The sequence below is a fragment of the Gemmatimonadaceae bacterium genome (assembly GCA_036504815.1).
Classification (GTDB): Bacteria; Gemmatimonadota; Gemmatimonadetes; order Gemmatimonadales; family Gemmatimonadaceae; genus PNKL01.
This window is the reverse complement of the sequence record DASXUN010000019.1, coordinates 52,518-66,942: the sequence shown is the minus strand read 5'-3', so window position 1 is coordinate 66,942 and position 14,425 is coordinate 52,518. Positions and strand designations below refer to the sequence as shown.

At 66.8% G+C, this 14,425-nt stretch carries 8 protein-coding genes; 7 read left to right on the top strand and 1 reads right to left on the bottom strand.

The genetic code is table 11. The features are described 5' to 3' along the window. Positions 1–7: 7 nt before the first annotated feature. From VGJ96_08925 to VGJ96_08895, 7 genes are all read left to right on the top strand, one after another. Positions 8–1,255 carry a hypothetical protein gene (locus tag VGJ96_08925; GenBank protein HEY3287228.1) on the top strand — a complete coding sequence of 416 codons (1,248 nt, stop codon included), beginning with the start codon at positions 8–10 and terminating at the stop codon, positions 1,253–1,255. 154 nt (positions 1,256–1,409) lie between these two features. Continuing rightward, positions 1,410–1,985 carry a DUF4126 domain-containing protein gene (locus tag VGJ96_08920; protein HEY3287227.1) on the top strand — a complete coding sequence of 192 codons (576 nt, stop codon included), beginning with the start codon at positions 1,410–1,412 and terminating at the stop codon, positions 1,983–1,985. Positions 1,986–2,131: 146 nt separating this feature from the next. Next, entirely contained in the window at positions 2,132–4,096 is a 1,965-nt protein-coding gene (locus VGJ96_08915; protein HEY3287226.1) for a CocE/NonD family hydrolase, read from the top strand. 352 nt (positions 4,097–4,448) lie between these two features. Then, positions 4,449–7,550: a SusC/RagA family TonB-linked outer membrane protein gene (locus VGJ96_08910; protein ID HEY3287225.1), complete on the top strand. Its 3,102-nt coding sequence runs from the start codon at positions 4,449–4,451 to the stop codon at positions 7,548–7,550. A gap of 3 nt (positions 7,551–7,553) precedes the next feature. Beyond that, the gene (locus VGJ96_08905) at positions 7,554–9,053 is read left to right on the top strand and encodes a RagB/SusD family nutrient uptake outer membrane protein (protein ID HEY3287224.1); all 1,500 of its coding nucleotides are present in this window, start codon (positions 7,554–7,556) and stop codon (positions 9,051–9,053) included. 89 nt (positions 9,054–9,142) lie between these two features. After that, complete coding sequence (locus VGJ96_08900; protein ID HEY3287223.1) at positions 9,143–9,958, top strand: carboxypeptidase regulatory-like domain-containing protein; 816 nt, start codon at positions 9,143–9,145, stop codon at positions 9,956–9,958. Between the two features lie 115 nt (positions 9,959–10,073). Next, entirely contained in the window at positions 10,074–13,403 is a 3,330-nt protein-coding gene (locus tag VGJ96_08895; GenBank protein HEY3287222.1) for a FlgD immunoglobulin-like domain containing protein, read from the top strand. A gap of 160 nt (positions 13,404–13,563) precedes the next feature. On the opposite strand, the gene VGJ96_08890 is transcribed toward VGJ96_08895, so the two are convergent. Next, on the bottom strand, positions 13,564–14,169 hold the full coding sequence (locus tag VGJ96_08890; GenBank protein ID HEY3287221.1) for a DUF4382 domain-containing protein: 606 nt from the start codon (positions 14,167–14,169) through the stop codon (positions 13,564–13,566). Positions 14,170–14,425: the final 256 nt, after the last annotated feature.

Below are 14,425 nucleotides of genomic sequence, written 5' to 3'. Positions count from 1 at the left end.
GATCGCCATGATTTCGATCCGAAGCGCGGTTACGCGCACCACCGCGGGGGCGGCGCTGGTCCTGGCCGCGGCCTGCTCCGACTCGTTCGTCGAAGTGACGAACCCCAACGTCATCGATGCCGCGACGGTCGATCCGACCTCCGGCGCGACGGCGCTCGCCCTCTCGGCCCAGCAGAACTTCGCCACCGCCGCCGGCTGGCTGGCGATGTACAGCGGCTGGTTCACCGAGGAGGCGAACGTGTCGGACACGTTCCCGACGCGCAACGAGTTCGGGTTCCGCCTGATCACCGACCTCAACACGTCGCTCAGCGGTGACGTGTGGGCGCCGATCTCGCTGGCGGCGGCCTCGGCCAAGACGGTCATCGACCTGACGCTGCCGAATCCGACCTCCAACATCAACTACGCCCGCGCCGCGACCTTCCGCGGCTTCGCCATCCTGATGATCGCCACGGATTTCTGCACTGGCGCGCTCTCGTCCGGACCGGAGCTGACGACGGCGCAGCTGCTTGACTCGGCCATCGTGTACTTCACGAAGGGCGTCGACATCGGCAAGGCCGCCGGCTCGGCCGATGGCACGGCGCTGGCCAACGCGTCGCTGGTGGGACGCGCCCGCGCCAAGCTGCAGAAGGGCGACAAGGCGGGCGCCGCGGCCGATGCCGCGCTCGTCCCGGCCGGCTTCAACTACAACCTGCAGATGACGGACGACCTGGCCAACCGCACGCGCCTGGGCAACCGCATCTATCAGTTCACGTTCGACCGCTCGTCCATCAGCGTGGCGCCGTTCTTCCGCACCAACGATCCGCGCGTGACGTACAAGGCGCCGGGCGTGTCGAAGCTGAACGGGCAGGACGCCGTGCCGGGCGGTTTCTACGAGCAGACGAAGTTCCCGGCCTACAACTCGCCGTTCCGGCTGGCGTCGAAGCTCGAGGCGGATTACATCGCCGCCGAGGCGGGTGACGCGACGGCGCAGCTCGCGCTGATCAACGCGCGGCGCACCGCCAACGGGCAGGCGGCCTATGCCGGCGCCACCGATGCGGCCAGCGTGCTCTCGGAACTGATGACGCAGAAGTCGTTCGACTTCTACCTCGAAGGCAAGCGCCTGGCGGACTTCCGCCGGAACGGGGCCGCGGTGAAGGGGATCACGCCGGCGGGCGGCACGTACTTCAAGCCGGGCTACGCGAATGTCGGCACCCAGACGTGCTATCCGCTGCCGCGCACGGAGCGCGACAACAACCCGAACATGAAGACGAACTAGGAAGCAGCAACTCAGGCGGGACCGGCGGCGGGGAGAGAGATCTCCCCGCCGTTGTGCTTAATGACAGAGAGACAACAGAGAAACAACAGAGAGACAACAGAGAGACAACAGACAGATCTGGTGCGGACCGCTGAGGCCGCTAGTTTCTGGCGGCATGGACCTACAGTCGCTCGCCGCGGCGGCAACGCCCATCCTCCTTGGCCTCGGCCTCAGCGCGGCGAGCGGCCTGCGGGTCTTCCTCCCGCCGTTCCTGATGAGCATGGGCGCCGCGCTCGGGATGGTAGACCTCCGGCCAGAGTGGATGTGGCTCGCCTCGCCCGTCGCCGTGGTTGCGCTGGGCGTCGCCGTGGTCGCCGAACTGTCCGCGTACGCATTCCCGGCCGTGGACAATGCGCTCGACGCCCTCGCCGTGCCGGCAGCGGTCGTCGCCGGCTCCGTGCTCCTGATGGGCGTGGCGGGGGACCGCTCGAGTGCCCTTCACTGGGTGCTGGCAATCATCGGCGGGGGCGGCGTGGCGGGGAGCCTTGCGCTGGCCACCGCCAAGGCCCGCGCGCTGAGCACCGTTGCCACGGGCGGGCTCGGGAACCTGACCGTTGCGACGCTGGAGACGCTGGGCTCCTTGGCGCTCACGCTTGGGGTGCTCTTCGGCCTGCTGGTGCTGCTGGCCAGCCTCGTGGTCGTCGCCGCCTTCGCGATCCTCAGCCGCGCGTGGCGCGCCCGCCGCACCTGATACGGCGGCCGATGATCAGCACCAGGGTTCGCCGAACCTGAGCGCGCCCCACCACAGCTGACGTGCCGCACGAAGGCGGCTCGTCGAGGGTGGCCCCGGCCGTCGCGACGTCGCACCTTTGAACCCGCCAACTCACGGAGCTGCCGATGCTGCACCTCATTCCCGGACGGCATGTCGCACTGGCCGCCGTCGCCATCTTCCTTGCGGTCCCCGCCGGCGCGCAGCGCGGCGGCCCGCTCCCCGACAGCGTGAAGGCCAGGCGGTGGGCGGTCGAGAACGAGCTGCAGTCGCTCGCGGTCGTCGAGCGCAAGGTGATGATCCCGATGCGCGATGGCGTGCGCATCGCCGCGGACATCTACTATCCGCGCGACGCCGCGAAGAAGTACCCGACCATCTGGTCGCGCACGCCGTACAACTTCAACTACTGGGACATCCACAACGGCGTCCCGCGCGATATGAGCGGCGTGCTCAACGCCATCAAGCGCGGCTACGCGTGGGTGGACATGCAGGAGCGCGGCCACTTCTTCGCCGAGGGGAACTACGACATCCTCGGCGCGCCGCTGTCCGACGGCGACGACGAACTCAACTACATGCGCTCGCAGCCGTGGTCGAACGGGAAAGTCGGGACCACGGGATGCTCGTCCACGGCGGAGTGGCAGCCCGCGGTCGCGTCGCTGGGCAACCCCGGCTTTGCCGCCATGAACGTGCAGGGGTTCGGCGCCGGCGTCGGGCGCGTGGGTCCGTACTACGAGCAGGGAAACTGGTACCGAGGCGGCGCCGTGCAGATGCTCTTCATCGATTGGCTCATGGGCGAGCAGAACCAGGTGCGGCCGATGTTCCCGCGTGGCGCCACGCAGCAGCAGCTCATCGAGGCCTCGAAGCTGTTCGACCTCGCCGAGCATGCGCCGCCGGTGGACTGGGCGAAGGCGTTCTGGCACCTGCCCGCCATTGACCTGATCAAGGCGGCCGGCGGGCCCAACGGCATCTTTGCCGACTCGATGCCGGTGCCGACGGGCGGGGCGATGATGAAGCGCGCCCCGAACGACCCCGCGTGGTACAAGGGCGGGCTCTGGCACGACAACATGCCGCTCGACGTCCCCGGGCTCTGGTTCATGTCGTGGTACGACGTGTCGGTGGGGCCGAACGTCGCCATGTACAACCACGTCCGGAAGACGTCGAAGGCGGGCGACAAGCAGTGGATGATCATCGCGCCGGTGGCGCACTGCTCGTATACGCGAGCCGCGGAGCACACGGTGGTGGGCGAGCGTGACATGGGTGATGCCCGCCTCGGCTACCAGAACCTCGTTTACGACTTCTTCGACCAGTTCCTGAAGACCGAAGCGCTGCACCCCATGGATACCGTGCCGAAGGTGCGGTACTACGTGATGGGGCTGAACCAGTGGAAGACATCGGACGTCTGGCCGCCGAAGGACGCCCAGCCGCTCACGTTCTTCCTGGGATCGAACGGCAATGCCAACACGGCGCAGGGCGACGGCACGCTCTCCTTGAAGGCGCCGAAGAAGGACACACCGGACAAGTTCGCGTACGATCCGCTCAAGCCCGTGCTGTCGCTCGGCGGCAACGTCTGTTGCCAGGGGAACGCGGTGCAGGCGGGAGCGTTCGACCAGTCGCAGAAGACGGAGACGCGTCCCGACGTGCTGGTCTACACCACCGAGCCGTTCACCGACGGCATGGAACTGAGCGGCCCGATCATCCCGACGCTCTATGTCTCGTCGGACGCGAAGGACACCGATTTCACGGTGAAGGTGCTCGACGTGTACCCCGATGGACGCGCGTACAACCTGGACGAGAGCATCCAGCGCATGCGGTATCGCGACGGTTATGACAAACCGCCGGTCTGGATGGAGAAGGACAAGGTGTACAAGGTCACGTTGCAGCCCTTGAACACGTCGAACTACTTCGCGCCCGGGCATCGCCTGCGCATCGAGGTGTCGTCGTCCAATTTCCCGCGGTTCGACCGGAACCTGAACACCGGCGGGAACAACTGGGACGAGACGCAGCCGGTGACGGCGAACAACGTGGTCCACCATTCGGAGAAGCTTCCGTCAACGCTGACGGTCACGATGGTGAAGGCGAAAGTCGTTCCGTAAGTCGGCGGTCGCGCACGGCCGGCGCGGTCCGCGGGAGAGAACCGCGTCGGCAGGCTGGCGGGCGCGCGTCGCGAGGCACGTAAGTTGCCGCGCGCCCGCGCCGCCGCGCCCGCGCCGCCGCGCCCGCCCGCGCCCGCCCGCGCCCGCCCGATGCCCGCCGTGAGCGCCCAAAGTGGGTGAAATGATGGCAAGCGCGTAAGGGGAACTAAATCGGGGGCGTAGGACATCTCTTGACGTCGCCGCTGCGGTGTCGGATGTTCTTGCACGGCCTGCCAGCAAACAAACGTCTCGGCGACGCCGAGTAGACTGCCGCTGGCGCTTCGGTTACCCCACCCCAAGCGAGGGAGGCTCCTTGCGCAGAATCTTGTTGCTCGCCGTTGCACTGTTGTCGGCGACGATGCCCACTACCGCGCGAGCACAGGCTCGTGAGGTGACGGGCAAGATCACCCAGGCAGTCGCGAACACCCCGCTCGCGGACGCCACGATCTCGCTGCTCGGCCGACCGTCGGGCGTCCGGTCGAATGATCGCGGCGAGTATCGGATCCGCGTTCCCGCGGGCGAAGTGTCATTGATCGTCCGAGCCTTCGGCTACAAGCGCGTCACCGTGCGCGTCGCGGCCGGCCAGTCGACGGCCGACGTGGCGCTCGACCGGGACGTGCTGCAGCTCGAAGGCGTGACGGTGACCGGCCAGGCCACCACCGTCGACAAGCGCAACGCCTCCACTGCCATCGGTTCGATCAACGCCGAGATGCTCGTCAAGGCGCCGGCGAAGTCCGTCGAGAGCAACATTGCCGGCAAGATCACCGGCACGACGGTCTTCGAGAACAGCGGGGCGCCGGGTGGCGGCATGCAGATTCAGATTCGCGGGGCCACGTCGGTGCTCGGCCAGGGCGATCCGCTCTACGTGATTGATGGCGTGATCGTGTCCAACGCGTCCATCTCGTCTGGCCTTGCCTCGATCACGCGCTCGAGCGGATCGACCGGTAGCACGCAGGACCAGATGGTGAACCGCCTAGCGGACGTGAACCCGAATGACATCGAGTCGATCGAAGTGCTGAAATCCGCGGCGGCCACCGCCATCTACGGCTCGCGCGCCACCAACGGCGTCGTCGTGATCAGCACCAAGAAAGGCAGGAGCGGCCAGACGCGGTGGAACATCACGCAGCGTCTGGGTTCGCAGCAGCCCACGCGCCTGCTCGGCTCGCGTCATTTCGTGAACGCGGCCGCGGCGCTTCCGTATGCGGGCGGACCGCTGGGCGTGGCCGCGATCAACGAGGCGTGCGGCTCGGGGACGTGCCCGTGGTATGACTGGCAGAAGCAGCTTTATAACCAGACGGATCCTTCGTGGGAGACCGTCCTGTCGGCCGCGGGCGGCGTCAACAGCACCCGATTCTTTGCCTCCCTGAACGACCGCCTGAACAAGGGCGTCCAGATCACGACGGGCGCGCGTCGCACGTCGGGCAGGCTCAACCTCGATCAGACCATCGGCGAAAAGCTGACCGTGTCGGGCGGCATCGACCTGACCCACAACCTGATCCACAACGGGATCGGCAACAACGACAACTCCGGCACCAGCCCCATCTATACGTTCGGCTATGCACCAGCCGTCATCGACCTGAGGAAGAAGGACGCGACCGGCCACTACGTGCGGATGCCGTTCAATGGTGGTGGCACCGGGACCTCCAACCCGTGGGAAGTGCTGACCAACATCACGGCGGCGGAGGAAGTCTGGCGCACGATGGCCAACCTGCGCGTCGGCTATTCGCTGCTCTCGACGGGGATGCACACGGTCCAGCTTGCCTACATTGCCGGCGTCGACCGCTTTCAGCAGGAAGGCACGATCTACTCGCCGAATTTCCTGCAATTCGAGGCGGCGGACGGCTTCCTCGGCACGGCCGAGAAGGTCAACGCCAGCAGCCGGCAGCTCAACCAGAGCGGGAACGTCGTCTGGACGTTCACGCCGGGTGCGAATCGCTGGATCAACTCGGCGCAGACGTCGGTGGGCGGCACAGTCGAAAGCCAGGATCTGGTGAGCTACTTCATGCGCACGCGCGGCATTCTGCCCGGGCGCTCGGTCGTCCCGAACACCTACGGTGATGTCGCCATCGCGAACAGCGTGACCCAGTTCCGCGACCAGTCGTACTACCTGAATGAGCAGGTCCTTGCCCTCGGCGAGAAGCTCTCGCTGGCGGCCGGCTTCCGCGCCGACCGCTCGAGCGCGAACGGCGACCGAAAGAAGTTCTACACGTTCCCCAAATTCTCCACGAGCTACCGCTTCGAGCGGCCGCTGTCGCGCTGGACCGACGTGGTGGACGAGGTGAAGCTGCGCGGCGCGTGGGGCGAGTCGGGCAACCGGCCGCGCTATGGCGACCGTGACGTGACCGTGGCGAGCGGCGGCACCATCGGCGGCGCGGCGTCCCTGGCCGCGTCCACGACGCTCGGCAATCCGGCCATCAAGCCGGAAGTGATGAACGAGCTTGAGTACGGCATCGACGGTTCACTCCTGCGGCAGCGCATCGGCTTCGAGGCGTCGACCTACGAGCGCAAGATCAAGGACCTGCTGTTGACGTTCCCGCTCCCGCCGAGCTCCGGCTTGGCGCAGCAGACGATCAACGGCGGCCAGCTGTCGGTGCGCGGGTTCGAGGCGTCCATCTCGCTCGTGCCGATCCGCAATCGCGACGTGGAGTGGGTGTTCCGCACCACATACGGCAGCAACCATCAGCATACGGACTGGATGCCCGTGCCGACCTTCAATGTGCCCGGCTCGTTCGGCTCGGCATACGGCCGCAATCGCATCGCGGCGGGGACCATCTCGACCATGATCTGGGGCAACATCCCCTTCAGCTGCCTCAATACGACCGTGAACGGCGTGTTCACGCCGGGCACGGCGTCGGACGGCAAGCCGTGCCGCCGGCTCGCTGAGGGTGAGACGATGGCGAGCCGCGTGACGCGCGATTCAACGATCCGCGACGCCAATCCGCGGCACCAAACCCAGTTCACCAATCAGGTGACGTACCACAATTGGAGCCTCACCGCGCTGCTGGATTGGCGCAACGGCGGGGCGACGTCGGACATGACGAAGAACCTCTTCGACGAGGGCGGCAACTCGCGCGACTTCGATGCGAAGTCGCCTGATGCGACGCAGAGCCTCGGCGAATACCGCTACGGCCTGTGGTCGAACAGCGACATTCGGCAGTACATCGAGTACGGGAGCTTCGTGAAGCTGCGCGAGCTGTCAGTGACGTACGACGCACCGGCCAGCCTGGCGGCACGGGCGAAGGCCCGCACGCTGCGGTTCACGTTCAGCGGCCGTAACCTGAAGACGTGGACCAAGTATTGGAGCTTCGACCCCGAATTCAGCAATTTCGGCAACTCGAATTTCAACCGGTTTATCGACTTGGCGCCGTATCCGTCGACCCGCCAGTTCTTCTTCAGCATCGACCTGGGGTACTAGACCATGACGACGACCATTCACATCGATCGCTCCACCACCGGCCGGACCACGCTGTCGTTGCACTCGCGCACGATCGCCGCGTCCCTGCTGACCGTCGCTCTCCTTGGGTGCAGCGACAAGTCCCTCAACATCACCAACCCGAACGCGATCACTCCCGCGGCGGCCGCCGGCGACCCGCAAGCGCTGCAGCTCCTCGCCACCGGCCTGATCATCGACTATCGCGGTGGGCGCGGCGGGTATATCTCGGACGCCGGACGATTCGGCCGCGAGAGCTATACTTTCGCGCCGCAGGAAGGGCGAAACACCACGCACTACCTGATCGGAATCGCCGGGGCCAACAAGCTCGATCCTACCGGATTCGCGGTGGGCAGCTGGGGGACGCAGTACAACGCAATGCGCGACAACTACAACTTCCGGAATGCCGTCAGCAAGAGCACGCTGACCGCGGCGCAGAAGGCGGCGGCGCTGGGCTTCGCCAAGGTGCTGCAGGCCGCCGAACTGCTGGAAGTGATCGCCACGCGCGACACGCTCGGCGCCATCGTCGACGTCAAGGACAACGCCGCGGAGCTGGCGCCGTTCGTGTCGCGCGACTCCGTGTACAAGTTCATCCTGGCAACGCTTGACTCCGGGATCACCGCGCTGGCCGCAGGCGGCGCGACGTTCCCGTTCACCCTGTCGAGTGGCTACGCGAGCTTTAACACGCCGGCGACGTTTTCGCAGTTCGCACAGGGGCTGAGGGCGCGGGCGGCGGCGTACTATGCCACGAGTGGCGGCCCTGCCAGCGCCTGGCAGACGGCGTTGGCGGCTCTCGGCGCATCGTTCCTGAACGCCGGGGCGACGAGCAAGGCGGCGTTTGACGTGGGGGTGTACCACACCTACGGACCATCGCCCGACGCGTCGAATCCACTGAACATGGTGAACAACACGGACTTGTATGCGCACATGTCGTTCCAGGCCGATGCGCAGCTCAAGGCCGACGGCACGCCCGACAACCGCTACCTGGCGAAGATCCGCACCGGTCTCCCTAGCCGTCAGGGGCCAGTGACCGGCAGTGGACCGACCAGCGCTTCGAGCACGCTCGGATTCAGCATCTGGGCGACGAACGCCTCGTCCATCGCGGTCATGCGCAACGAGGAGCTGATCCTGCTCCGCGCCGAGGCGAGGCTGGCCACCGGCGACAAGTCGGGAGCGATTGCCGACCTGAACACTGTGCGGGTGAACTCGGGCGGACTGCCGCCAAGCAGCCTCACGGCGGCGAGCTCGAACGACCAGATTCTCACCGGCATTCTTTATGAGAAACGCTACTCGCTGATGATGGAAGGGCACCGGTGGGTCGACATGCGCCGCTATGGCAAGCTCAATCTCCTGCCACTGGACGTGTCGACCGGGCCGAACGCCAACTTCGTGGCCAAGGTCCAGCCGATCCCGCAGGCGGAGTGCCTGGTGCGGGCGGGCAAGACCGGCGCCCTGGTGGGACCAGCCGGGCAGAACAACTGCAGTTGATCCACTGCGCTGGAGAAGTCTCGATGGCTGGCGGCGGGGGCGTCCGGTGGGCGCCCCCGCCGCGCGCGCGCCGTATTATCATTCCAGCGATGACCAGTCTCCGACAGTGTCTGCGCGTCGTCGCGGTGCTCTCGATGACGTCCGTGTGCGCTGCTGGGCAGCGCGTCCAGTCGACGTTGCCCGGCATGCCCGCCACGCGCGACACCCTGCGCCAGGCGCCACTGGGAGTGATTGACGGGCTGGTCACCGATACCAACCTCGTCCCCCTCGCCGGCGCCGAGGTGACGGTGTTGCGCTCGCAGGTCCGGGTTCGCACGCGGGAGAACGGGCGCTTCCGGGTGCTCGGCACCCCGGCGGGCGGCTACCTGCTCATCGTCCGGCGCGTCGGCTACCGGCCGCTTACCGACCTTGTCGAGGTGATTCCCAACGACACCTTGCGGCTCACCTTTGCGCTCGAGCGCGCGCCGCAATCCCTCGACACGGTGGTCGTCACCGAACGCCGGCAGTCGCCGCGGATGCGGGAGTTCGACGCCCGTCGCAAGCTGGGGCTCGGCGAGTTCATGACACAGGACGACATCGAGCGGCGTGCGGCGCTCGAGGTGAAGGACCTGTTGCGGAGCTTCCGGACCATCAACGTGTCGCCGAGCTATACGAAGGGGCCGATGGCCGAGTATTTCGCGCTGGGCAAGCGCGGCGGCGGCGTCATGCAGGGCGAATGCGCGATGACCGTGCTGACCGACGGCGTGCAAATGCCAAAGCCCTTCAACCTGAACCTGATGCCGCCGCCGCGAGAGATTGCCGGCATCGAGGTGTACGCCGGCTCCGCCACGGTTCCGGCGCAGTACGCCGCGCTGAACTCGGGGTGCGGCGTGGTGCTGGTCTGGACGCGCGACGGATTCCGGTAGCGCTCTGGGGCCTTTCGCCGTAAGACTTGAGGCGTCCCGTCACTGCGGCTTCGGCCGGCCGGTGACCGGGTCGCGCCCTCCTCCTGGCCGTGTATACCTCAGCCCCGACGCTCCCATGTCGCCTTCGAGCAAACGTTCGATCGTCCGTGTCGCTGCATTCGCCGTGGCGAGTGCCGGCATCCTTTCCGCACAGCAGCCATCTCGCGGAGGCAAGGCCGGAGCGGTCGCGGCCGCCATACCGGCGCCCGACTATGCGGCGCTGCTGCAGCGCATCACGTGGCGCTCGGTGGGTCCGACCAACAACGCCGGCCGCATCTCGGAGATCGTCGGCGTCCCGGGCGACCCGCTCACGTACTACGTGGCGGGTGCGAACGGCGGGATCATCAAGACGACGAATGGCGGAACAACCTTCACGCCCATCTTCGACAAGGCGGGGGCGGGCTCCATCGGCGCCATCGCCATCGCGCCGAGCGACAAGAACGTCATCTACGTGGGCACGGGAGAGGGGAACCCTCGCAACAACGCGTCGGTGGGCGACGGGATGTACAAGTCCATCGACGGGGGCGATCACTGGACGCACATCGGGCTGGAGAAGTCCGACAAGATTGCGCGCCTCGTCGTGGACGCGAGGAATCCGGACATCGTCTACGCCTGCGTTCTCGGCCGCGAGTGGGGAGCCAACGAGGATCGCGGGGTCTACAAGACCACGGACGGCGGGGCGAACTGGAAGAAGGTGCTCTACGTGGATCCGCAGACCTCGTGCTCGGACATCTCGGCGGATCCGGCCAACAGCAACATCGTCTACGCGGGGATGTACACGTACCGGCGATGGGCGTGGCACCTGGAGTCAGGCGCCGGCAATACGGCGGTCTACAAGTCGGTGAACGGCGGCGCCACCTGGGAGAAGCTGTCCGGCCCTGACAAGCTGAACGGCCTCCCCCGCAAGGCGATGGACCGGATTGGCGTAGCGGTGGCGCCGAGCGACCCGGACATCGTGTACGTGATCAGCGAGACGAAGGACGAGGGCGAGCTGTGGCGCACCGAAGACGGCGGCAAGACCTGGCGCACGGTGAACCGCGATCCCAACATCAACTTCCGGCCCTTCTACTACGCCGACATCCGCGTCGACCCCAGGAACCCCAACCGCGTCTTCGCCCTCTCGGGCGGCCTCTACTTCTCCGAGGACGGCGGGCTGAACTTCCGCACCATCGCGCGCGACGTGCACGGCGACCATCAGGCGATGTGGATCGACCCCGTCGATCCGCGCTACATCCTGAGCGGCAGCGACGGGGGCTGGCAGGTGAGCCGCGATGGCGGCAAGAACTGGGACGTCGTCAACACCTTCCCGTTCACGCAGTTCTATCACATCAACTACGACTTGCAGACGCCCTATCGCGTCTGCGGCGGGTTGCAGGACAATGGCAACTGGTGCGGCGCGAGCAATTCACTGAGCGGGCAGGGCATCCGCACCGACGACTGGTATACGGTGTCGGGCGGCGACGGCTTCTTCACCGTGCCGGTGCTGGACAAGCCGTGGCTGGTGTTCAGCAATTCGCAGGGCGGGATGCTCAACATCACCGACACGCGCAGCGGTGCGCAGAAGACCATCTATCCGTATCCGAATCGTGTCGGCTCGGTGGGTGACGCGATGATCGGGCACAAGGATCGCTTCAACTGGAATTCGCCGATCGCCCTCTCGCCGCAGAACCCGGCGGTGGCGTACTTCGGCGGCAACGTGCTCTTCAAGTCGACCAACTACGGCCTGAAGTGGGACGTCATCTCCCCCGATCTCACGACCAACGACCCCAGGAAGCAGCAGTCCAGCGGCGGCGAGATCGTCGTGGACAACACCGCCGCCGAGTTTCACAGCACACTGCTGAGCATCGCGCCGAGTCCGCTCGACAGCAACGTGATCTGGACGGGCTCGGACGACGGCAACGTGCAGGTGACGCGGGACGGCGGCCACTCGTGGACCAACGTCTTCGTGAACGTGCCGGGGCTCAAGCCCAACGCGTGGATCGCGACGGTGGAAGCGTCGCACTTCGACGTCGGCACCGCGTACGTGACGGCCGACCATCACCAGGATGACGACTACGCGCCGTACGTCTACGTGACGACGGACTTCGGCAAGACGTGGAAGAGCATCCGCGGCGACCTGCCGGACAAGGCCTGGTGGACGCACGTCGTGCGCGAGGATCCCAAGAACCGGAACCTGCTGTACGTCGGCACTGAGGCCGGCATCTGGGCGTCGTGGGATCGCGGAGCGCATTGGGTGTCGCTGCGCGGCGACCTGCCGGTGACGCCCGTGCGTGACATCCAGGTGCACCCGCGCGACAACGACCTGCTGGTCGCCACGCATGGGCGCGGCCTGTACATCCTGGATGACCTGACCGCGATCCAAGGCATCGCGGAGACACAGGCACGGGCACAGGAAGCTGAACTGTTCGACATCCGGCCGGCGACTCGCTGGAATCTCTGGAGCAAGGACGGCAACCTTGGGCAGCGCAAGTGGGCGGGAGACAACCCGCCCAATGGCGCGATCATCTCGTACTACCTGAGGGAACAGCCGGCGGGCGAGGTGAATATCGAGATTGCCGACGCGAGCGGCCGCGTGGTGCGGCGCTTCAATCGGGTGATGGATGAGGCGGGGGTGAACCGGATCACGTGGGATGGCCGCTACGACACCGTGGGGGACGGCTTTGGCGGACGCGGTGGTGGACGCGGGCCCGGCGGGGCGGCTGGCCCGGGTGGCGCGGCCGCAGGCGCTGCGCCGGACACCTCGCTGGCCGCCCTGCGCGAACAGCGGCGGGCCGCGGCTGGACGCGAGCCCGAGGCGGGAGGCGGAGGCGGCTTCTTCGGCGGCGGTGGCGTCGCGGTCCTGCCGGGGACCTACCAAGTGTCACTGATTGTCGGCGGCAAGAAGTACACCAGGCCGGTGACCATCCAGAACGACCCGCGCGTGGAGATGACGCCGGCGCAGGTGACGGCGCAGCACGACGCGGCGCTCCAGCTCCAGGCGCTGACGCAGCGCGTGACGCGCGTCATCGCAAGCACCGACGACCTGATCACGCAACTCACGAACACGCAGACCACCCTGCGGCGCGACGCGCGCGACAATGCGGCGGTGCTGGCGGAGATTGACGGCACGCTCAAGGATCTCCGTCAATTCCGAGACTCCGTGCTGGCCCGTCCGCTCGCCGGACTGGGGTACCGGCAATACCCACGGCTGCGTGAAGAAGTGCAGACCGTCGGCGGAATGGTCTCGCGTCCGCAGTGGCCGATCACCGAGGGCGAGAGGGTGCGCGCGGGCGAGCTCCGCACCGAATCGGATACGGCGCAGGCGCGCCTCGACGCGGCCATCAAGGATCGCGTGGGGAAGATCAATGACATGCTGAAGGGGACGCCGCATGTGATCACGCCGCAGGGGCCACGGGTGGTGCCGTGATGATTTAGGACTGGGAATTCGGAACGGGATTGAGGATGGCGATTCCGGATGACGATTGGCGATTGCGACGAGGCCCCGGCGGGTGTATCCGCCGGGGCCTCGTGCGTTGCGGTTGTGCGCTGCGGCCACGGAGGAGACTCCTCGTGGCGCCGACGGCCGTCTACTTCACGGTCGCGGTGATCACGGGCTTGAACAACAGGCCGTTCTGCGAGAGCGAGTTGCCGCGCATCACGAAGCTGCTCGCGACGTTGAAGTCCACCACCATCGTGGTGGTGTCGCCGGCCGTCACGACCACGGGCGCGGCGAGCGCGATCTTGAGTCCGGCCGTGGCGCCGCTCGGGAAGGCGATGTTCGGCGTGCTCGATCCAGTGAGGACCAGGCCCGACTTGAGGGTCACGTTCGACTTGGAAGGATCGATCACGAGCCGGAATCCCTGATAGGAACCCGTCGCGACGTTGGCGTGGCCGAGGCCGAGTGTCGTGCCGTTCTGGTACGCCAGGAGGTTGACGCTGGCGTTCGGAGTGGCCAGCGTGGTCCATCCATTGACGTGGGCGCTGTCGCTGCCGGCGCCCTGCGCGGCGGCGGCGGAGTCGGCCGCCGCGGTCCGTGCGTCGACGCGCACGACAAACACGTTGACGCTGCTCAACGAGTCGAGCGGAAACGGCGCGTCCGTGAGCTTCACGGCGATGGTGCCGCGCGACGGCCCGGTGGAGTCGGACGAACAGGCCGCGATCGCCGACACCGTGCCGAGCACGGCAATGGTCACTACAGTTCTTCGAAACGCGTGGGTTGACATAGTCGGACTCCCGGTTGCTGGACAATCGCGCGATGCTGCTTTCGCGCGACGATGGCCGGTCAGGTGCGACACGTGTCGCTGACTGTCACCTGCCTTCGCTTTGGCCGGGCCACTCGGCCCGGAGTTCTGACGGTGTTGATCGCTGCCACTTCGCAGCGACAGGTTCTCTACCCGTGCCCGGAGGGGAAGTTTCCTGCTCCGATGGCGCGTGTCAGAGAGGGTCTGA